This window comes from Streptosporangium vulgare (genome assembly GCF_042428775.1).
In the GTDB taxonomy this organism is placed as follows: Bacteria; Actinomycetota; Actinomycetes; order Streptosporangiales; family Streptosporangiaceae; genus Streptosporangium; species Streptosporangium vulgare.
Map to the genome: position 1 here is coordinate 838,737 of NZ_JBHMBS010000001.1, position 18,788 is coordinate 857,524.

The following is an 18,788-nucleotide window of genomic DNA, read 5'->3' on the forward strand; positions in this document are numbered from 1 at the left end:
GCCGATGCCGCGCGTCGGCAGAGTGCCAACCATGAGCGGAGACGAAAACACCCCGGGGGCGGCGCCCGAACTCGGCGCCGCGTGGTGGGCGGGCGGACTGACGCTGGCCGAGCGGCTGGACCGGACCGGCGGAGACATCCCCGCGGGCCGGTCGCCCGAGTCGGCCGGCGAGACCGCGCGCTGGCGGCTGCGGGAGTGGCAGAACGCTCACGGGCTGCTGGAGAGCGGGCAGTTCGACCGGCGGCTGGCCGCGGCCGGGCTCACCGTCGACGAGCTGGCCTCGCTGCTGGACGAGGAGCCCACCGCGCTGGCCGGCCGTACCGCCCGGCCGGACTGGGCCGTACAGGCCGCGGAATCGATCGCCACGGCGCACGCGGCGCGCGGGGCGTCCGCCGAGACCGTCGTCCCCGCGGACGGGATGTCCGCAGGCGAGGGGTTCGCGGCGATCGTGGCGCCGTTCGCCGAGGGCGCGCTGCGGCGCCTGGGCGACGCGCTGGACGCGTGCGGCCCGACCGTTCAGGCGGACGCCCTGCTCGCGGCCTGGGGCACGGAGCTCCGGCAGCGGCTCGCGGCGCCGGCGTCGCGGACGCTGGTGCTGGAGCTCAACGTCATGCGCGTCTCGCGGCGGCTCGAGGGGGAGACGCCCGAGGAGCGGTTCGCGGACTTCGTCCGGCGGTTCGGGCGCCCCGAGGCGCTCACCGCGCTGTGCGAGGAGTACCCGGTGCTGGCCCGGCTGCTGGCCCGGACGGCCGACCGGTTCGCGGCCTGCGAGATCGAGACGCTCACCCGCTACATCGAGGACCGCCCCGACATCGTGCGGACGCTGCTGGGCGGCACCGACCCCGGGCCGCTCACGGCGGTCGAGGGCGGCGGCGACACCCACCAGGGCGGCCGCGCGGTGAGCGTCCTGACCTTCGAAAGCGGCGCGCGGGTGGTCTACAAGCCGCGCCCGCAGGCCGTTCACCGGCACTTCAACGACGCCCTGGCCTGGCTCGACGAGCGCGTCGCGGGCCTGGACCTCATCCGCCTGGCCGTGCTGGACCGCGGTTCTTACGGCTGGGTGGAGTTCGCACCCCACCTGCCGTGCCAGGACCGGGAGGAGGTCGCCCGCTACTACCACCGGCTCGGCGCGCTGCTCGCGCTGCTGCACGCCCTCGACGGCGCCGACTTCCACTGCGAGAACCTGATCGCCTGCGGCGACCAGCCCGTGCTGGTCGACCTGGAGGCCCTGCTGCACCCGCTGGTGCCCGGCGCGGGGATCGAACGCCTCATGGAGGATCCGGCGGCGCTCGCCCTGGAGTCGTCGGTGAGCCGCAGCGGCCTGCTGCCCGAGCTCATGGTCGGCGAGAGCGGCGTGATCGACCTGTCCGGCATGGGCGGTGACAAGGACGCCGTGCTGCCGATGAAGACGCCGACCTGGACCGGACAGGGCACCGACGAGATGCGGCTGGTCCGCGAGAACCTGCCCTTTCCCGGCGTGCGCAACCGCCCGCGCCTGGGCGAGGACGAGGCCGACCCCGCCGACCACCTCGACGACCTGCTGGCCGGGTTCGGCCGCGGCTACGAGGCCATCGTGGCCGACGCCCCCGCCCTGGTCCGGCTGCTGACCACGTTCTCCGGCGACGAGGTCCGCGTCGTCCCGCGGGCGACCCGCACGTACGGCAAGCTGATGATGGAGTCCACCCACCCCGACGTGCTCCGTCACGGCCTCGACCGCGACCGCGTGCTGGACCACCTGTGGGCGATCACCCACGGCGATCGCACCCGTGAGCGGCTGATCGCCCACGAGGCCGAGGACCTCTGGGCGGGCGACATCCCGATCTTCACCACCCGGCCCGGCAGCCGCGACCTGTGGAGCTCGGGCGGCGTCCGGATCCCGGACGTCCTGCCCGAGCCCAGCCTGAGCCGCGCCGTCCGCAAGGTCCTCTGCATGGGCCGGGACGACCGCGCCCGCCAGGAATGGATCATCCGGGCGTCCATGGTCACCCGGGACCGCTCCGGGCTCGCCGCCCTCGCCGCCGGCACGACGCCCCCCGCCGCGGCCCCCGCCCCCGCCTCCGTGACCGTCTCGCCGGACGAGGCCCGGCTGACCGCCCCAGCCACAGCCCCAGTCCCCACCTCCGCCTCCGTGACCGTCTCGCCGGACGAGGAACGGCTGATCGCCGCCGCCCGGGACGTCGCCGACCTCATCGACCGTCTCACCTGTTCCTCCGGACCCGGCGGGCGCGTCAACTGGCTCGGCCTGGAGTTGATCGAGGAGAAGTACTGGAGGTCGCAGCCGCTGAGCTGGGACCTGTACGGCGGCTACCCCGGCGTGGCGCTGTTCCTGGCGCGGTGCGCCGCCGTCACCGGCGAGGAGCGGTACGCCGACCTGGCGCGGCGCGCGGTCGTCCCGCTCGCGAGGCTGGCCGACGACCCGCCGGAGGAGGGCGTCATGGGCGCCTTCACCGGCCTCGGCGGAGTCGCGTACGCCCTCACCCACCTGGCCGTCCTGCTGGACGACCCGGTGCTGGCGCGGCCGGTCGAGGACCTGGTCGAGTCGTGCGCGAAGGCGGCCGGGCAGGACGAGGCGCTGGACGTCATCGTCGGCGGCGCCGGCACCCTGGCCACGATGCTCGCGATCCACCAGGCCACCGGGTCGCCCGCGGCCTGGCGTGCCGCGGAGGCGTGCGCCGAGCGCCTGCTGGCCACCGCGGTCCCCACCGGGGCCGGAGTGGCCTGGCACACGCCCATGAGCGACGACCGGCCGCTGACCGGCTTCTCCCACGGCGCCGGCGGCATCGGCTGGGCGCTGCGCCGCTACGCCGAGGCGGGCGGCGACCCGCGCGCCCGTGACACCGCCCTGGCCGCCTTCGCCTACGAGAGCGAGCACTACCGGCCGGACCTGCGGGGCTGGCCCGACTACCGGCAGGGACAGGGCGGCGACGACATGCTCCACGCCTGGTGCCACGGAGCACCCGGCATCGGCCTGTCGCGCGTCGGCGGCCCGGCGTCCGAGCACCTCGACCGGGATCTCGACCGGGATCTCGACCGCGCGCTCGCCGCCGAGTCGGCGCGCGGGCCGATGGCCAACCACAGCCTCTGCCACGGCGAGCTGGGCAACCTCGAACTGCTCCTCCAAATGCGCCACCGGCCGGAGGCGGCGGCACTGCTGACGGCCCGTACCGCCCACCTCCTCGACGACCTGGCCCGCCGCGGCCCCCGCTGCGGCGCGCCCGGCGCCGCCCCCACCCCCGGCCTGATGAACGGGCTGGCCGGAATCGGGTACGGCCTGCTCCGGCTCGCCAGACCCGAACACGTCCCGTCCGTGCTGCTGCTCGACGCGCCCGCCGGGGGGGAGCGCTGATGGGCAGGGTCCCGCTGCGACACCAGCTCACCTCCACCGAGTGCGCCGCGGCCTGCCTGGCCATGATCGCCAGCTTCCACGGCAGGGACACCCGGGTCGCCGAATGCCGGGAGACGCTCGGCATCGGACGCGACGGCGTGTCCGCCGCCCACCTGATCGCCGCCGCCCCCCGCATGGGCCTGCACGCGCGGAGCGAGCGGACGGAGCGCCTCGGCCCCGTCGACCAGCCGGCCATCGCCTACCTGGCCGACCACCACTTCGTCGTCGTGGAGAAGGTCAACGCGCGGCGCGTCCGCCTGGCCGACCCGGCCGGCGGCCGCCAGTGGCAGAGCCTGAAGGACTTCGACCGGCGCTTCGGCGGCGTGCTGATCCACGTGTCGCCCGGTCCCGGGTTCGTCCGGCGGCGCACTCCCATGCGGGAGTGGCTGATGCTCCGCTACCTGCGCGACTTCGTGGCGATGCCCGGCAGCCGGAGCCTGCTCGCCGCCGTGCTGGCCTGCGCGACCGTGCTGAAACTGCTCGCCCTGGTGCTGCCGCTCGCCACCCAGCAGGTCGTCGACACCTTCGCCCCCGACCGGCGGACGGACATCCTGCCGCTCTTCGCCGCGGTGGTACTCGGCACCACCGTCCTGGCCGGGCTGACGACCCTGCTGCGAGAGATGGCGGTGCTCACCCTGCGCGTCCGCGCCGAGGCGACGCTGGGACGGCAGCTCATCCGCCACATGCTGCGGCTGCCGCTGTCGTTCTTCATCCAGCGCCGCAGGGGAGACCTGCTCGCCCGGCTCGGCAGCGTCTCCACCACCCGCGAGACCGTCACGCAGCGGCTGCTGATCCTCGTGCTGGACGCCGCGCTCCTGGTGGGCTACCTGATCGGCCTCGCCATTCTCGCCCCCGGCTACGTGCCCGTCGTCCTCGCCCTGGGCACCGCCCACGTGCTGCTGGTGGTACGGGTCTCCTCCCGGGTCGCGGCCGTCTACCAGCGGGAGCTGTCGGCCAAGGCCGAGGAGCAGAGCTACCTCACCGAGACCCTGGAGGCCGTGGTCCCGGTCAAGGCCAACGGCGTCGAGGGACGGGCCGAGCAGCACTGGGCGCGACTGTTCGACACCTACCGCGGTGCCCTGGTGGTCCGCGGCCGGATCACCGCCGGACTGGAGTCCTTCCACCAGGCCCTCACCGTCGCCGCCCCGCTGCTCCTGCTGCTGACCGGGCTCGCTCTCGTCCTGAACGGCGGCATGACGATCGGCACCGCGCTCGCCGCCAGCACCGTCGCCCTCGCCGTGCTCGCCCCCCTCCAGGGACTGGCGAGCGCGGGCCAGAGCTACCCGATGCTGCGGAGCCAGATCGAGCGGGTCTACGACATCGTCGACGCGGACGAGGAACCCACCGGCCCCGTGCGCCTGCCCGCGCACACCGCCAGCGGCATCGAGGTCGAGGAACTGGTCTTCCACTACCAGGCCGACGCCCCGCCGGTGCTCGAGGACCTCACCTTCACCGTCCCGCCCGGCACCAAGCTCGGCATCGTCGGCCGCACCGGCTCCGGCAAGAGCACCATCGCCCTGCTGGTCCTCGGCCTGCTGCGCCCCACCGCCGGCACGGTGCGCCACGACGGACACGAACTGGACGACCTCGACGTCCACGACCTGCGCTCCCGCTGCGGGGCCGTCCTGCAGGACCTCAACCTGTTCAACGGCACGATCATGGACAACCTCACCCTCGGCCGCGAGGACGCCACCGAGGAGGAGGTGGTGCGCGCCGCCCGCATCGCAGGACTGCACGACGACGTGAAGGCCATGCCCATGGGCTACGGCACCCTCGTCGGCGAGGCCGGCGCCGCGCTCTCGGCCGGGCAGCGCCAGCGGGTCGCCCTGGCCCGCGCCCTCGTCCACCGGCCCCGCCTGCTCATCCTGGACGAGGCCACCAGCCACCTCGACCCCGAGACCGAACGCCGCGTCGACGCGGCGCTGTCCGGGCTCGAGGTCACGCGGATCGTCATCTCACACCGGCTGAGCGCGATCCGCGACGCCCACCGCATCCTCGTGCTCGACCGCGGCCGCATCGTCGAGCGGGGCACGCACGAGGACCTCGTCGCACGAGAGGGGACCTACCGAGAGCTGTTCGCGCACGACGCGGCGCCCCGGCAGCGCGCCGGGGCACTGAACGCGTGAGGCGCGCCGGGACCCAAGGACCGATTCCGACCCACGAAACCCCGATCCAGAAGGAGAGCACGTCATGTCCGACAACGAGCTGATCCGCCAGTGGAAGAACCCGCAGGCCCGCGTGGCCGACCTGGCCCACCCGGCCGGGGACATCACCCTGGACGACGCCCGCGTGGTCGGCGGCCGCGAGCCGCGGACCGAGTACGCCATCTCCTACGGCTGCTGCCCCACCGGCATGTGGTGCGGCGGAGCCTGATCCGCTCCACCACGACGGGCCACCGGCCCACCTCCGCGCCGATCCGGCCGGAGCCTCCCGAAGTACCGAATCTCACCAAGGAGTTGTGAAATGTCTGACAACGAGCTGATCCGTCAGTGGAAGAACCCGCAGGCCCGTACCGCCGGCCTGGCCCACCCGGCCGGGGACATCACCCTGGACGACGCCCGCGTGGTCGGCGGCCGTCCCCCGGTGACCGAGTTCATCTTCTCCGTGGGCTGCTGCCCCACCGGCATCTTCTGCTGATCCCCGGCTGACCACACCAAGGAGTCATGTGATGTCCGACAACGAGCTGATCCGTCAGTGGAAGAACCCGCAGGTCCGCACCGCCGGCCTGGCCCACCCCGCCGGGGAGATCAGCCTGGACGAGCTGGTCGGTGGCCGCGAGCCCGCCACCGAGGGGCTCACCTCCTGGGGCTGCTGCCCCACCGGGCCCTACTGCTGACCCTCGGCCGCGTGCGCCAAGGAGCGTGAGATGTCCGGCAACGAGCTGATCCGTCAGTGGAAGAACCCCCGGATACGGGCCGAGGGGATCGTGCACCCCGCCGGCGAGATCGACCTCGACGAGCACCTCGCGAGCGTCGTCGGCGGCATGCGGCAGGAGACCTGGCCTCCGGTGATCTCGAACAAGTGCTGCACCGTGGACCTCTGCTAGGAAGCCCGGCGCGTCCGGGCCGGGGCCGTGTCCCGTGGTCCGCGACGGATCACCGGACACGGCCACCAAGGGTCGTCGAGGGCGGCCGGTCCGGTCCCCGTGCCGGACCGGCCCCGCCTCCCACGCACCACGAATCTCGACCAATCTCGACCAATCTCGACCAAGGAGACATGTGATGTCCGACAACGAGCTGATCCGTCAGTGGAAGAACCCGCAGGCCCGCACCGCCGACCTGGCCCACCCCGCCGGGGAGATCAGCCTGGACGAGCTGGTCGGTGGCCGCGAGCCGCGGACGGAGCACTTCATCAGCATCGGCTGCTGCGCCACCAGCACGCTCTCCTGCCCGGTGTAGTCCCGCCCGGCGGGCGGGTATCGCCCGGCCCTGGTCCCGGCCCCGGCGCCTGCGGCCCGGCGTACGGACCGGACCCGACGGGCCGGGCGGGGCCGGGACCGGCCGGACGCGAGCGGCGGCACCTCGCGGGCGAGGGTGACCCCCGGCCGTAGCCGAGAACACCGGCAACACCGGAAAAACCGAAAAACCGAAAACGAGTGACGCCTGGGTTTCGCGCGAAACCCAGGCGTCACTCGTTTCTCACGGCCTTCCGTTTCCAGCCGCCCGTCACGCCGCCGCGTCACCGTGGTGCCCGGTCAAGCGTGCCGTCGACACGTGTACCGGACGGCGGCGTCGAGATCGGGGAGCGGAGACGGGATGTGATCAGTCAAGCGGGGCGTAGCCGAGGATGTGGTCGCGAAGCAGGACCCCCACGTCCGGGTCCCCGCGTTCGAACGCCGCCACGAGCGGCTCGTGGTCGGCGGCGTTCTCGCAAGGCCGCATCCGGAACAGCCGTATCGACAGGTGCGTCCACACCTCGATGCCGAGTGACTCCCACACCGCCAGGAGCACGTCGTTGCCCGAGGCCTCGACGATCTCGCGGTGGAACGCGACCCCGTGGCGTACCTGGTCGGCCACGGAGGCGGTGGCCGCGGCCTGCCGCAGGCCGGCGAGATGGACCCGCAGCGCCTCGACGGGCGGGTGACGCAGCCGCACGGCCGTCTCCTCCAGGCCCGCCCGCACCTCGTAGATCTCGCGCAGGTCGGCCGCGGTGAGCCGGCGGATCCGCGCGCCCTTGTGCGGCGACGACTCGACGAGCCGGAGCGCCTCCAGCTCGCGCAGCGCCTCGCGCACCGGGGCCTGGCTGACGCCCAGCTCCGCCGCCATGCGTCGTTCCACCACGCGGTCACCGGGCCCCCACCGGCCGCTGATCAGGCCGTCGAGCACGGTCTGCCGGATCTGATCACGAAGCGGGAGTCGCACGACAGGTTTCACGAATCCCATGATGGCAGACGGAAACACCCGATGATCGATCATAGGGTGTTTAATGGTGGCATGGAGAAGGACATTGACCCGCAGGAGACCGCGGAATGGCTGGAGTCGCTGGAGGCGGTCCGCCGGGCGGCAGGCCCTGAACGGGCCGAATACCTGCTGAAGCGGCTGGCCACGAGCAGCCGGTACATCAACACCGTGCCGACGTCGGAGGAGCCCGGCTACCCCGGTGACCTCGAGCTGGAGGAGCGGATCGCGGCCTACGACCGGTGGAACGCGGCGGCGATGATCACCAGGGGCAGCCGGCTCGGGCTCGGCGGCCATCTGGCCACCTATGCCTCGGCCGCCTGGCTGTACGAGGTCGGGTTCAACCATTTCTTCCACGGCGGTCATGACCAGGTCTACTTCCAGGGCCACGCGTCCCCCGGCGTCTACGCCCGCGCGTTCCTGGAGGGACGGCTGACCGAGGGCCAGCTCGACCTGTTCCGGCGCGAGCCCGAAGGCGGGCTGCCGTCGTACCCGCACCCGCGGAGCATGCGCGGGTTCTGGCAGTTCCCCACGGTGTCCATGGGCCTCGGGCCGCTCAACGCGATCTACCAGGCCAGGTTCAACCGCTACCTGCACAACCGCGGCATCAAGGACACCTCACCCAGCCACGTGTGGGCCTTCCTCGGCGACGGCGAGATGGACGAGCCGGAGTCCACGGCGGCCATCACCCTGGCCGCCCGAGAAGGGCTGGACAACCTGACCTTCGTGATCAACTGCAACCTGCAGCGGCTCGACGGGCCGGTACGCGGCAACACCCGCATCGTGCAGGAGCTCGAAGGCGTCTTCAGGGGCGCGGGCTGGCACGTCGTCAAGGCGCTGTGGGGCGCCGAATGGGACGGGCTGCTCGGTTCGGACGAACTGGTGTCGCGGCTGGGCGAGATGCCGGACGGGCAGTTCCAGACCTTCGCCACCTCGACCGGGGCCTACATCAGGCAACATCTGTTCCACGGGCTGGACGTGCCGTACTCCGACGAGGACCTGCGGCGCGTCGTCGGCGGCTCACGGGCCGGCCACGAGCCGCGCAAGGTGCACGCCGCCTACCGCCGGGCCCTCGACCACCGCGACGCGCCGACGGTGATCCTCGTGCAGACCGTCAAGGGGTGGACGCTGGGGGCCGGCGTGGAGGCGCGCAACGCCAACCACCAGATGAAGAAACTCACCCAGGACGAGTTCCGGGCGCTGCGCGACCGGCTCGGGCTGCCGGTGCCGGACGAGGCACTCGACGCGGACCTGCCGCCGTACCTGCACCCCGGGCCCGACTCGCCCGAGGCCCGCTACGTGGCCGAGCGCCGCCGTGCCCTGGGCGGGCCCATCCCCAGCCGGACCGTCTCCCACCAGCCGCTGCCGGCCCCGGCCGAGCGGCCGTTCCAGTCCCTGGAGAAGGGGTCCAAGCAGCCGGTGGCCACCACGATGGCTTTCGTCCGCCTGGTCAAGGACCTCATGAAGGAGCCGGAGACCGGGCGCCGCTGGGTGCCCATCGTGCCCGACGAGGCCAGGACCTTCGGCATGGAGTCGCTGTTCCCCACCGCCAAGATCTACTCTCCGCTGGGCCAGCGTTACGAGTCGGTCGACCGGGACCTGCTGCTGTCCTACCAGGAGGCGGTCGACGGCCAGCTCCTGATCGAGGGCATCACCGAGGCGGGATCGATGGCGTCGTTCACGGCCGCCGCCTCCAGCTACGCCACCCACGGCGAGGCCATGATCCCGTTCTACATCTTCTACTCGATGTTCGGCTGGCAGCGGACCGGCGACCAGATGTGGGCGCTGGCCGACCAGCTCGGCCGCGGATTCCTGATCGGCGCCACCGCAGGACGGACCACGATGACCGGCGAGGGGTTGCAGCACGCCGACGGGCACTCCCAGCTGCTCGCCTCCACCAACCCCGCGTGCCTGGCCTACGACCCCGCCTTCGGCTACGAGGTCGCGGAGATCGTGCGCGAAGGGCTCCGGCGCATGTACGGGCCCGACGGCGAGGACGTCTTCTACTACCTCACCCTCTACAACGAGCCGCTTCCCCAGCCCGCGATGCCCGAGGGCGTGCGCGAGGGCATCCTCAAGGGCATCTACCGCTACTCCTCCGGCGGCGGCCAGGCCCATCTGCTCGCCAGCGGCACCGCGATCCACTGGGCACTGGCCGCGCAGCGGCTGCTCCAGGAGGAGCACGGCGTGGGAGTCGACGTCTGGTCGGTCACCTCGTGGAGCGAACTGCGCCGCGACGCGATGACCTCCGCCGAAGTGCCCTACCTCCGGCAGGCCCTGGCCGGGACCGAGGGCCCGGTGATCGCGGTCAGCGACTGGATGCGCGCCGTGCCGGATCAGATCAGCCCGTGGATCGACCGGCCGTGGACCTCCCTCGGCACCGACGGGTTCGGCCTCTCCGGCACCCGGGAGTCCGTACGCGAGCACTTCGGCGTCGACCCGCGTTCGATCGCCGACGCCGTGCTCAAGTCCGTCGAGGAGACCGGCCGCAGATGACCGGCCGGAGATGACCGGCCGGAGATGACCGGCCGGAGATGACCGGCCGGAGATGACCGGCCCGGCCTCACCGCCGCCGCGGTCAAGCCGTCCGGGTGTCGTCCGCCCGCGCGGAGGACACCCGGACGGCTTGAGATCGTCAGCCCATGTGCGGGTAGCGGTGGTCGGCCGGAGGCACGAAGGTCTCCTTGATGGTCCTGGCGCTCACCCAGCGGGTCAGGTTGAGGATCGACCCGGCCTTGTCGTTGGTCCCCGAGGAGCGGCCGCCGCCGAAGGGCTGCTGGCCGACGACCGCGCCGGTCGGCTTGTCGTTGACGTAGAAGTTGCCCGCCGCGAAGCGCAGCCGCTCCGACGCCGAGGTGATCGCGTAACGGTCCCTGGCGATGAACGAGCCGGTCAGCGCGTACGGCGAGACGCCCTCCATCTGGTCCAGGACCGTGTCGAAGTCGGCGTCGTCGTAGACGTGCACGCCGAGGATCGGCCCGAAGTACTCCTTGACGAAGATCTCGTCGGTGGGGTCGGCCGACTCCAGGATGGTCGGCCGCACGAAGTAACCGGTCGAGTCGTCGTACGAACCGGTCAGCACGTCGATCGAGTCGAGCGAGCGGGCCCGGTCGATCGCGGCCTTGTGCTTGGCGAACGCCCGCTCGTCGATGACCGCGCCCATGAAGGTCGACAGGTCAGCGGCCACGTCCCCGACGGTGAGCGACTCCGCGGTGCCCACGAGCTCGTCGCGGATCACCGACCAGACCGAGCGCGGCACGTACGCGCGGGAGGCGGCCGAGCACTTCTGCCCCTGGTACTCGAACGCGCCGCGGACCAGCGCGGTGGTGAGCACGGCCGGGTCGGCCGAGGGGTGGGCGAGCACGAAGTCCTTGCCGCCGGTCTCGCCGACCAGACGCGGGTAGGACCGGTACGAGGCGATGTTGGCGCCGACCGTGGACCACAGGTGCTGGAAGGTCGGCGTGGAGCCGGTGAAGTGGATGGCCGCCAGCTCCGGGTGGGTCGTCGCGACCTCGGAGACGGCCGCGCCGTTGCCGGTCACCATGTTGATGACGCCCGGCGGCAGCCCCGCCTCCTCCAGCAGGCGCATGGTGAAGTGCGCGGAGAACTGCTGGGTGGGGGAGGGCTTCCAGACGACGACGTTGCCCATCAGGGCCGGCGCCGACGGCAGGTTCGCGGCGATGGCGGTGAAGTTGAACGGCGTGATCGCCAGGACGAAGCCCTCCAGCGGCCGGTACTCCATCCGGTTCCACACGCCGGGGGAGGAGACCGGCTGGTCACCGAGCAGCCGGCGCGCGAAGTCCACGTTGAAGCGCAGGAAGTCGATCAGCTCGCAGGCGGCGTCGATCTCCGCCTGCTGCGCGGACTTGGACTGGCCCAGGATCGTCGCGCCGTTCAGCGTCTGCCGGTAGGGGCCGGCGAGCAGGTCGGCGGCCCGCAGGAAGATCGCGGCCCGCTCGTCGAACGGCGTCGCGCGCCACGCGGGCGCCGCCTCCAGCGCCGCGTCGATCGCCGAGCGCACGTCGCCGGCGTCCGCGTCCGCCATGCGGCCCAGCACCGAGGCGTGGTTGTGCGGCTGGACCACGTCGATCGGGGCGCCGCCGCCCATCCTCTGCTCGCCGCCGATCGTCATCGTCAGGTCGAGCTGGGCCCCGGCCAGCTCCTTGACGCGGTTCTCCAGCGCCGCGCGCTCGGCGCTGCCGGGCGCGTAGCCGAGCACCGGCTCGTTGGACGGGGCGGGAACGGTGGAGATGGCATCCATCACTTGCCTCCAAGGGCACGAAGAAAGAAGGCGATGTTCGCCGGGCGCTCGGCCAGCCGGCGCATGAAGTAGCCGTACCAGTCGTCCCCGTACGGGATGTAGACGCGCACGGTGTGACCCGCCCCCGCCAGGGCCTGCTGCTTGTCGGCCCTGATCCCGTAGAGCATCTGGTACTCGTACTCGCCCCGGGACCTGGCGAACCGGTCGGCGAGCGTCTCGGTGATCGCGATCAGCCGGTCGTCGTGCGTGGCCACCATCGGGTAGCCCGCGCCCGACATGAGGATGCGCAGGCAGCGCACGTAGGCCTTGTCGACCTCGTTCTTGTTCTGGTGCGCCACCGAGGCGGGCTCGGCGTAGGCGCCCTTGACCAGGCGCACCCGCGACCCCTCGTACGCCAGGTCGCGGCAGTCGGCCTCGCTGCGGAAGAGGTAGGACTGCACGGCGACCCCGGTGGAGGGGAAGTCCGCCCGCAGCGCCCGCAGGATCGCGAGCGTCGAGTCGACCGTGGTGTGGTCCTCCATGTCGAGGGTCACGCTCGCCCCGGAGGCGGCGGCCGCCTCGCAGATCTGCAGCGCGTTCTCCAGAGCGATCTTGTCGCCGTCGGCGCCGAGCGCCTGGCCGACCGCGGAGAGCTTCACCGACACCTCGGCCCGGTCCCCGAGCCCCAGCCCGTCCAGCGCGCCGAGCAGCGTGACGTACGCCCCGGCCGTCTGGGTGGCGGCGGCGGAGTCTCGCGTCTCCTCGCCCAGGTGGTCGACGGTGACGGCGAGACCGGCGGCGGCGAGCCCGCGGATCGCCTCGACCGCCTCCCCGGGCGTCTCGCCCGCGACGAAGCGATCGACGACCTTGCGCGTCAGCGGCACGCCGGAGACCGCGCGCCGCACCAGCGGCAACCGGGATGCGCCGAGAAGGAGAGAACCGAGCATGTCTCCAGCCTAAAACCTCCGATCCAGCGGCCATCATGTGCATCTGCCACGATCGGCGGGCGGGACGTTCATACATATGTACGACAATGGTGAGGTGTTACAGGAGACGGTGGACGAGATCGCCGCCAGGCTGGGCGCCTCGGCCACCCTGGAGGACCGGGCCTTCCAGCTCCTGGCCTACGCCGCGCAGAGCGGCGACATCGACGTGGTGCGCCAGGAGTCCATCCTGCGGCGCCGCGCGACGGACCAGGTGCGGGCCTACTTCGAGGGGTACGGCATCGCCGGGGCCCGTGGGCCGGTCCGCATCCCCGCCGACGCCGACCTGGGCGTGCTCGCGCGGGTGTGCGTGCCGCTGCGGCACCACGAGGTGACCTACGGCTACCTGTGGCTCCTCGACGACGGCACGCTCGGCGACGACGCCCTCGCCTCGGTCGGCGACCTGGTCTCCCGGGCCGCCACCGCCCTCGCCCAGGAGGCCCGCAGCCGCCAGGACCTGGGCGCGAACCTGCGGGAGCTGTTCTCCCCCGACGCCGAGGAGCGCTCCCGGGCACTGTCGCGGCTGGACGACGTGCGCGGCCCGGTGACGGCGATCGCCGCCCGCACCTCCCCGGACCGGGTCGCCGCCCTCTGGACGCTCCCGCGCGCCGTGCTCGCCGACCCCGCGTTCCCGGTGCGGGGCGAGCCGCTGGTCGCCCTCCTGGTCCCGGCGGGCCAGGCGGAGGAACTGGCCGACCGGATCCAGGGCATGTACGCGACGGTGGTGGGCGTCGGCGCCCCCAGGGACGAGCCCGCGCAGGCCTGGCGGAGCTGGCGGGAGGCCGTGCACGCGCTCGGCGTCGCCGGCCGGGTGCCCGCGCTCGCCCCCGTCGCCACCTGGCCGGGACTGGGCGTCTACCGGCTGCTCGCCCGGATGTCCCCGGCGGGGCTGCGGGAGCTGGCGGAGGAGGTCGCCGGGCTGGCCGAGGACCCGGAACTGGCCAGGACCGTGGAGGGCTACCTCGACCGCGCCGGTCACGTGCAGGAGACCGCGGGCGCGCTCGGCGTGCACCGCCAGACGCTCTACTACCGGCTGGCCAAGGCGGAGCGGCTCACCGGCAGGAACCTGGCAGACGGCGAGGACCGGCTGCTCGTCCACCTCGGGCTCAAGGCCGCCCACCTGCTCTGACCGCCTGGGTTCCGGTCGGACGGGTCGCGGTCACACGGGAGCCCGGTAGACCTTCACCCAGTCCACGTACATGCTCACCGTCGGGGGAGTGGAGCGGTTGCGGCACGGCGACCACTCGTTGCACGTCACGTCGTTCTGGAGCGTCAGGTGCATGGAGCGGCTCCTGGGCACGTTGGGTCCCCGGTAGTCCCACACCTTCCTGCCGTCCAGCCAGAACGTGAGCCGTCCGGGCAGCCAGTCGACCGCGACCGTGTGCCACCGGGTGAAGTCGGCCCGCATCCGCCGCTGGGCCTGGGGCCGGTCGCCGCGGTGCACGAAGATCCCGCCCGAGCTGCGGCCCGGGTCGATGATCTCGGCGAAGTCGACCTCGGCGTACTCGCCGCCCCCCTGGTCGGACGGCCAGAGCAGGGCGACGGGGGTGTAGCCCGCGCCGCGCTCGGCCCGCAGCCGCACCTCCCAGCGCCCGTACCGCTGCGCGCTCCGGGTCGCGACGCCCCCCGACAGGTCCCTGCCGCCGTAGAAACCGCCCTTGAGCCGCAGCACACCCCCGCCCACGCTCGTGGCCCGCCCGGTGCGCGGGTTGGTCTCGGCGCCGGGGGAGTGGTAGACGACCCACGTGCGGCCGTCGACGCGGGTGCCGTCGAAGTCCTCCACCAGGACCGGGGCGCCCCAGCCGGGCGCGGCGGACGGGCTCGTTCCCGCGGACGCGCCCGGCGCGGTCAGCGAGGAGAACGCGAGGGAGGCGGCCAGGACGCCCAGGAACGTGCCACGAATCGACATGGGGACATCAAAGCAACGATCGCACTCCAGTAACAGAGGTATCCCGTTTTCGCATACGTCCCAGGGATTCGGGGGGTGCCGTCCCGGCCCGGCTGTGCCACGATTCCGCACATGGACGACGTCGACGCCGTACGGCGGGCACTGGCCCGGCTGGTCGAGTCCGGTGAGCTGCGCGCCGAGCAGGTGGAGCCGGTCGCCCTCGCCGTCGGCGAGGCGCTGCGCGAGCCGGGAGCCGCGGACCGGGTCAGGTGGAGCGAGATCCTCGCGTACGTCGGCGGGGGGCTCGTGCTGGCCGGCGCCGCGGCCTTCGTCGCCCTGGGCTGGGACCGGATGACCCAGCCGGCGCGGATCACGGTCCTCGCCGTGGTCACGCTCCTGCTGCTCGGGGTGGCCGCGGGGCTCGGCGTGGCGGCCCGGTCGGCGACCGGCAGGACGGCCGCCGTGCAGGGCAGGGTCGCCGCGACGCTCGCCGCGCTGGGTTCGGGCACGGCGGCCCTGTGCGCCGGGGTGGCGGCCGACCGCCAGGAGGTGCTCGTCGCCGGCGTGGCCGGGCTGGTGGTCGCGGCGGCGGCCTACGCGCCGCTACGCACCGCGATCGGCCTGCTGGCCTGCGGCGGCTTCGCCCTGCTCGCGCTGACCGGCCTGATGGACGCCGCCGCGGACGAGGGCCCGGCCTGGGGTCTGGCCTACGTCGCGCTGGGAGTCCTCATCCTGGTGGCCGCCCTGGCCGGGCCGCTCGTCCCGCGCGACCTGGGGATCGGCATGGGCGCCGCCATCGCGATCTTCGGCGGTCAGTGGCCCGTCCTGTGGGACGGAAACGCCTGGGGATACTGGCTCACCGCGCTGATCGCGATGGCGTTCCTGGCGCTGTACGGCCGGTGGCGCACCTGGGTGCTGATCGTCAGCGGCGTGGCCGGGCTCACGCTCGCCGTCCCCGAGGCCGTCTGGGACTGGACGGACGGGGCCGTGGGCGGCGCGGTGATCCTGGTCCTGGCCGGGGTCGTCCTGCTGGCCGCCAGCGGCCTCGGCGTCGTCCTGCACCGCCGCGCGACCCGCGCCTAGACGTCACGGGAGCCGGCCCAGGCGTCGCCCCCGGCCGGTCGCCGCGCACCCCGCACACGAGAAGACGCACCCCGCACACGAGAAGACGCACCCCGCACACGAGAAGACGCACCCCGCACACGAGAAGACCGGAGGTCCTCTTTCGGACCCCCGGTCTCGGAGTGTGTCCCGCGCGGCCCGCGATGCCCGGCCGCGGCGGCGAGCGCGGTCAGCGGGCGGAGCCCGACAGCGCGTTCTCGTAGACGTGGACGAGCTCCTGGCTGATCCGCTCCCACGAGTAGCGGGACCGGGCGCGGTCGGCACCGGCGAAGCCGAGCGCGGTGCGGCGGGTCGGGTCGGCGAGCAGCTCGCGGGTGAGGCGGGAGGTCTGCGCCGGGCGGTCGGCGGGCACCAGCAGGCCGGTCACCCCGTCCACCACGGAGTCGAGGTGGGCTCCCACCGCGGAGGCGATGACGGGAACGCCGCAGGCCATGGCCTCCAGCGCCACGACGCCCGCCGGGGCCTCCCTGGGCAGCGAGACGACCACGTCGGCGCTGCGCATCAGCTTGGCGACCGAGGCGTGCGGGACGTGGCCGAGAACGGTGATCCGGTCGTCGACACCGATCTCCTTGGCCAGCAGCATCATGCGGTGCGCGTCGGCGTCGTGCTCCAGGTCCACGGACGCGGGACCGCCGGCGATGACCAGCTCGGCCTCGGGGATGCCCTCCAGCGCGCGGATCGCGGTGTGCACGCCCTTGTCGGCCGTGAGCGGGCCGACGTGCAGCAGGCGGGGCCGGGTGCCGCGGGCGGCGGCCGGACCCTGGCGGCGGAACCGCTCGACGTCGACGCCGCACGGGATGACCGAGATGTTGCGCCGCGGAACGCCCAGCCGGATCAGCGAGCTCTCCTCGTCGCCGCACCCGGCGATCACCGCGCTGGCCCGGCGCCCGATGGCCCGCTGCAGCCTGACCTTCTTGGCGTCGCGGGAGTTCTCGTTGCTGAAGGTCTGGGTGAACGGCACGTTGAGGCCGTTCGCTCCGGCGATGGCGGCCAGCCCGCCGGTCCAGGAGTGCGCGTGGATGACGTCCGGGCGATCCTGTCCCCAGCGGTGCATCAGCTGGTCGCCGAGGTCGGACAGGTAGGGCAGGACACTGTCCTCGGGGAGGTTCTGCGCGGGCCCCGCGGTCAGGTTCTCCAGCGTGACGCCCTGCGACACGCGGACCTTGGCCTTCTCGGAGTCGGAGTTCCTCCGGGTGTAAATGGTGACCTTGTGCTCGCGGCCGAGCTCACGGGCCACTGCCATCAGGTGAGCGCGCTGGGCGGCGAGGTCGGACTCGTCCTGGGTGGAGGAGAGAGCCTCGGAGGAGACGAATGCAATGTTCACGGCACACCTCTGGGAGGAGATTAGGCATGAGAAGCCTGTGATTCCTTCAGGGGTGCCTGCGTCTTAGGCACACGTCTGTATGAGGTCAACCATACCCCGATCTCCGCCAAAGCCAAACCCTTGGTGTGGAGCGGGGCTTCTCAATAAGACCTGCTCTGCCATGACTCCTCGGCCCTGGCACTCGGGACGTGCAACTGGATCACGCATCCGCCCTGGTCGTTGTGGATGTCGAGGCGGTCGCACAGCTGCCGGGCGATCCACAGGCCGTCGCCGGGACAGGCCACGGAACCCGGCGGGAGGAACCCGGCGACCGGATCGGCGACCCGCCCGCCCCGGCGGTCGACGTGACAGGTGATCGCGCCCAGCCGCTCCCACATCCGTACCGTCACGGGCGGCCCCAGCAGGGTGGCCACCTCGTAGGCGGCGACCGAGAGCAGTTTCGCGCGGTCGTGGCTCAGTCCCATGAAGGACGCGTGGCCGGTGACGAACACCCGCAGCGCGTGGAGCGTCTCCACGCGCGCGGCGGCCGAGTCGTCCGGCGGTTCGAGGGGCGGGAAGGAGTCGCACTCGCCGATGAAGCCCGCCGGGTCGGTGTACTCGGGACAGGGCGTCATCGAGACGCCGTCCTCGGAGAGGGTCGGGTGGGTGCGCCGCGCGGTCGCCACCACGCCCGGGTCCGCCGTCCTCTCGTCGTACGGGCAGATCATCCACACGTTGGTGGGGCGCAGCAGCAGGTTCAGGCCCGACTCCATGCGCTGCCAGGCCCGCACGTCGGCGGGCGCGCGTCCGGCCCACACCGGCTCGGCGAGGATCCGCACGTGCCCGCCGCGCGGGGCCTCGGGCCCGCGCCGCTGCCAGTAGCGGTGGAAGGCGGTGGCGCGTTCCACCGTACGGCGGCCGAGGAAGGCGGTCTCCGCGTAGTCGACCAGGCGGCCGTCCCTGCCCAGGGCGCTTCCGAGAAGCTCCAGGTTGGCCGAGGTGGTCGCGACCATCACCGGATCGCCCTTGGCCAGCCCGTCCAGGACGAACGGCAGCGCCATCGCCAGGAAGCGCCTGTCGGAGCCGTACACCGCGGCCTGATGAATGGAGGTCATATGAGGACGACACCCCCGCGTGGGCGCCGGCCGGTCGTCCCGATCGGGCCGCGGGCACGCGAGGCGGTCGTCCGCGCCACCGGCCCCCCGCCGGGCCTGACCGTCCGTGCCGCCTGGCCCCCGCCGGACCAGGCCATCCGCGCCGCCGGGCTCTCGCCGGGCCTGGCCGTCCGTGCCGCCTGGCATCCGCCGGACCCGGCCGGACCTGCGAAGGAGGGGCGGGGAGGCTCGGCCGGCTCGATCCGGCCCGAAGGGGGCCGACCCCGAAACGATCTCATTCTCCGCCCCGCTCCGTCGAACACGGGTGCCGCCGGGTGCAGCCCCTCGTCGCTCGGTGAGACCGGTGGGTCACCCC

The 18,788-nt window shown here is 73.0% G+C and carries 16 protein-coding genes; 10 read left to right on the plus strand and 6 right to left on the minus strand.

All coding sequences use genetic code 11. The features are described 5' to 3' along the window. The first annotated feature begins 31 nt into the window (after positions 1 to 31). The 7 genes from ACFFRH_RS03500 (at position 32) to ACFFRH_RS03530 (ending at position 6,783) form a co-directional block, all read left to right on the plus strand. On the plus strand, positions 32 to 3,346 hold the full coding sequence (locus ACFFRH_RS03500; protein ID WP_344746482.1) for a type 2 lanthipeptide synthetase LanM family protein: 3,315 nt from the start codon (positions 32 to 34) through the stop codon (positions 3,344 to 3,346). Beyond that, positions 3,346 to 5,511, plus strand: a complete 2,166-nt coding sequence (locus ACFFRH_RS03505; RefSeq protein WP_344746483.1) for a peptidase domain-containing ABC transporter — start codon at positions 3,346 to 3,348, stop codon at positions 5,509 to 5,511. Before ACFFRH_RS03500 ends, ACFFRH_RS03505 begins: the two co-directional genes overlap by 1 nt. A gap of 64 nt (positions 5,512 to 5,575) precedes the next feature. After that, on the plus strand, positions 5,576 to 5,758 hold the full coding sequence (locus ACFFRH_RS03510; protein ID WP_344746484.1) for a hypothetical protein: 183 nt from the start codon (positions 5,576 to 5,578) through the stop codon (positions 5,756 to 5,758). A gap of 90 nt (positions 5,759 to 5,848) precedes the next feature. Beyond that, on the plus strand, positions 5,849 to 6,022 hold the full coding sequence (locus ACFFRH_RS03515) for a hypothetical protein (protein ID WP_344746485.1): 174 nt from the start codon (positions 5,849 to 5,851) through the stop codon (positions 6,020 to 6,022). 31 nt (positions 6,023 to 6,053) lie between these two features. Continuing rightward, positions 6,054 to 6,221, plus strand: coding sequence for a hypothetical protein (locus tag ACFFRH_RS03520; protein WP_344746487.1), 168 nt, complete (start codon positions 6,054 to 6,056; stop codon positions 6,219 to 6,221). A gap of 30 nt (positions 6,222 to 6,251) precedes the next feature. Beyond that, positions 6,252 to 6,431: a hypothetical protein gene (locus ACFFRH_RS03525; protein ID WP_344746488.1), complete on the plus strand. Its 180-nt coding sequence runs from the start codon at positions 6,252 to 6,254 to the stop codon at positions 6,429 to 6,431. Positions 6,432 to 6,606: 175 nt separating this feature from the next. Then, entirely contained in the window at positions 6,607 to 6,783 is a 177-nt protein-coding gene (locus tag ACFFRH_RS03530; protein ID WP_344746489.1) for a hypothetical protein, read from the plus strand. A 363-nt stretch (positions 6,784 to 7,146) separates the two neighbouring features. Here ACFFRH_RS03530 and ACFFRH_RS03535 read toward each other — a convergent pair whose 3' ends face one another. Beyond that, positions 7,147 to 7,758: a GntR family transcriptional regulator gene (locus ACFFRH_RS03535; RefSeq protein ID WP_386154036.1), complete on the minus strand. Its 612-nt coding sequence runs from the start codon at positions 7,756 to 7,758 to the stop codon at positions 7,147 to 7,149. Between the two features lie 60 nt (positions 7,759 to 7,818). On the opposite strand from ACFFRH_RS03535, the gene aceE reads away from it, so the two are divergent. Further along, positions 7,819 to 10,278 carry a pyruvate dehydrogenase (acetyl-transferring), homodimeric type gene (gene aceE / locus ACFFRH_RS03540; RefSeq protein WP_344746490.1) on the plus strand — a complete coding sequence of 820 codons (2,460 nt, stop codon included), beginning with the start codon at positions 7,819 to 7,821 and terminating at the stop codon, positions 10,276 to 10,278. Between the two features lie 139 nt (positions 10,279 to 10,417). Here the strand turns inward: aceE and pruA are convergent, their stop codons facing one another. Continuing rightward, the gene (gene pruA, locus ACFFRH_RS03545; protein ID WP_386154040.1) at positions 10,418 to 12,043 is read right to left on the minus strand and encodes an L-glutamate gamma-semialdehyde dehydrogenase; all 1,626 of its coding nucleotides are present in this window, start codon (positions 12,041 to 12,043) and stop codon (positions 10,418 to 10,420) included. Beyond that, a complete protein-coding gene (locus ACFFRH_RS03550) occupies positions 12,043 to 12,969 on the minus strand; it encodes a proline dehydrogenase family protein (RefSeq protein WP_344746491.1) in 927 nt (308 codons plus the stop codon). The genes pruA and ACFFRH_RS03550 overlap by 1 nt, the downstream gene beginning before the upstream one ends. A 76-nt stretch (positions 12,970 to 13,045) precedes the next feature. On the opposite strand from ACFFRH_RS03550, the gene ACFFRH_RS03555 reads away from it, so the two are divergent. Next, on the plus strand, positions 13,046 to 14,134 hold the full coding sequence (locus ACFFRH_RS03555) for a PucR family transcriptional regulator (protein ID WP_344746492.1): 1,089 nt from the start codon (positions 13,046 to 13,048) through the stop codon (positions 14,132 to 14,134). 30 nt (positions 14,135 to 14,164) lie between these two features. Here ACFFRH_RS03555 and ACFFRH_RS03560 read toward each other — a convergent pair whose 3' ends face one another. Then, a complete protein-coding gene (locus ACFFRH_RS03560; protein ID WP_386154043.1) occupies positions 14,165 to 14,914 on the minus strand; it encodes a glycoside hydrolase family 16 protein in 750 nt (249 codons plus the stop codon). Positions 14,915 to 15,025: 111 nt separating this feature from the next. Here ACFFRH_RS03560 and ACFFRH_RS03565 point away from each other — a divergent pair, with 111 nt between their 5' ends. Continuing rightward, entirely contained in the window at positions 15,026 to 15,976 is a 951-nt protein-coding gene (locus ACFFRH_RS03565) for a hypothetical protein (RefSeq protein WP_386154045.1), read from the plus strand. 208 nt (positions 15,977 to 16,184) lie between these two features. Here ACFFRH_RS03565 and ACFFRH_RS03570 read toward each other — a convergent pair whose 3' ends face one another. Continuing rightward, positions 16,185 to 17,339 carry a glycosyltransferase gene (locus ACFFRH_RS03570; protein WP_344746498.1) on the minus strand — a complete coding sequence of 385 codons (1,155 nt, stop codon included), beginning with the start codon at positions 17,337 to 17,339 and terminating at the stop codon, positions 16,185 to 16,187. Between the two features lie 140 nt (positions 17,340 to 17,479). Next, a complete protein-coding gene (locus tag ACFFRH_RS03575) occupies positions 17,480 to 18,433 on the minus strand; it encodes an anti-sigma factor RsbA family regulatory protein (protein WP_344746499.1) in 954 nt (317 codons plus the stop codon). Between the last annotated feature and the right edge of the window lie 355 nt (positions 18,434 to 18,788).

Coding starts and splice junctions, on each gene's coding strand:
- ACFFRH_RS03500 (WP_344746482.1), top strand. CDS start 32: ATGAGCGGAGACGAAAACACCCCGGGGGCGGCGCCCGAACTCGGCGCC.
- ACFFRH_RS03505 (WP_344746483.1), top strand. CDS start 3,346: ATGGGCAGGGTCCCGCTGCGACACCAGCTCACCTCCACCGAGTGCGCC.
- ACFFRH_RS03510 (WP_344746484.1), top strand. CDS start 5,576: ATGTCCGACAACGAGCTGATCCGCCAGTGGAAGAACCCGCAGGCCCGC.
- ACFFRH_RS03515 (WP_344746485.1), top strand. CDS start 5,849: ATGTCTGACAACGAGCTGATCCGTCAGTGGAAGAACCCGCAGGCCCGT.
- ACFFRH_RS03520 (WP_344746487.1), top strand. CDS start 6,054: ATGTCCGACAACGAGCTGATCCGTCAGTGGAAGAACCCGCAGGTCCGC.
- ACFFRH_RS03525 (WP_344746488.1), top strand. CDS start 6,252: ATGTCCGGCAACGAGCTGATCCGTCAGTGGAAGAACCCCCGGATACGG.
- ACFFRH_RS03530 (WP_344746489.1), top strand. CDS start 6,607: ATGTCCGACAACGAGCTGATCCGTCAGTGGAAGAACCCGCAGGCCCGC.
- aceE (WP_344746490.1), top strand. CDS start 7,819: ATGGAGAAGGACATTGACCCGCAGGAGACCGCGGAATGGCTGGAGTCG.
- pruA (WP_386154040.1), bottom strand. CDS start 12,043: ATGGATGCCATCTCCACCGTTCCCGCCCCGTCCAACGAGCCGGTGCTC.
- ACFFRH_RS03550 (WP_344746491.1), bottom strand. CDS start 12,969: ATGCTCGGTTCTCTCCTTCTCGGCGCATCCCGGTTGCCGCTGGTGCGG.
- ACFFRH_RS03555 (WP_344746492.1), top strand. CDS start 13,046: ATGTACGACAATGGTGAGGTGTTACAGGAGACGGTGGACGAGATCGCC.
- ACFFRH_RS03560 (WP_386154043.1), bottom strand. CDS start 14,914: ATGTCGATTCGTGGCACGTTCCTGGGCGTCCTGGCCGCCTCCCTCGCG.
- ACFFRH_RS03565 (WP_386154045.1), top strand. CDS start 15,026: ATGGACGACGTCGACGCCGTACGGCGGGCACTGGCCCGGCTGGTCGAG.
- ACFFRH_RS03575 (WP_344746499.1), bottom strand. CDS start 18,433: ATGACCTCCATTCATCAGGCCGCGGTGTACGGCTCCGACAGGCGCTTC.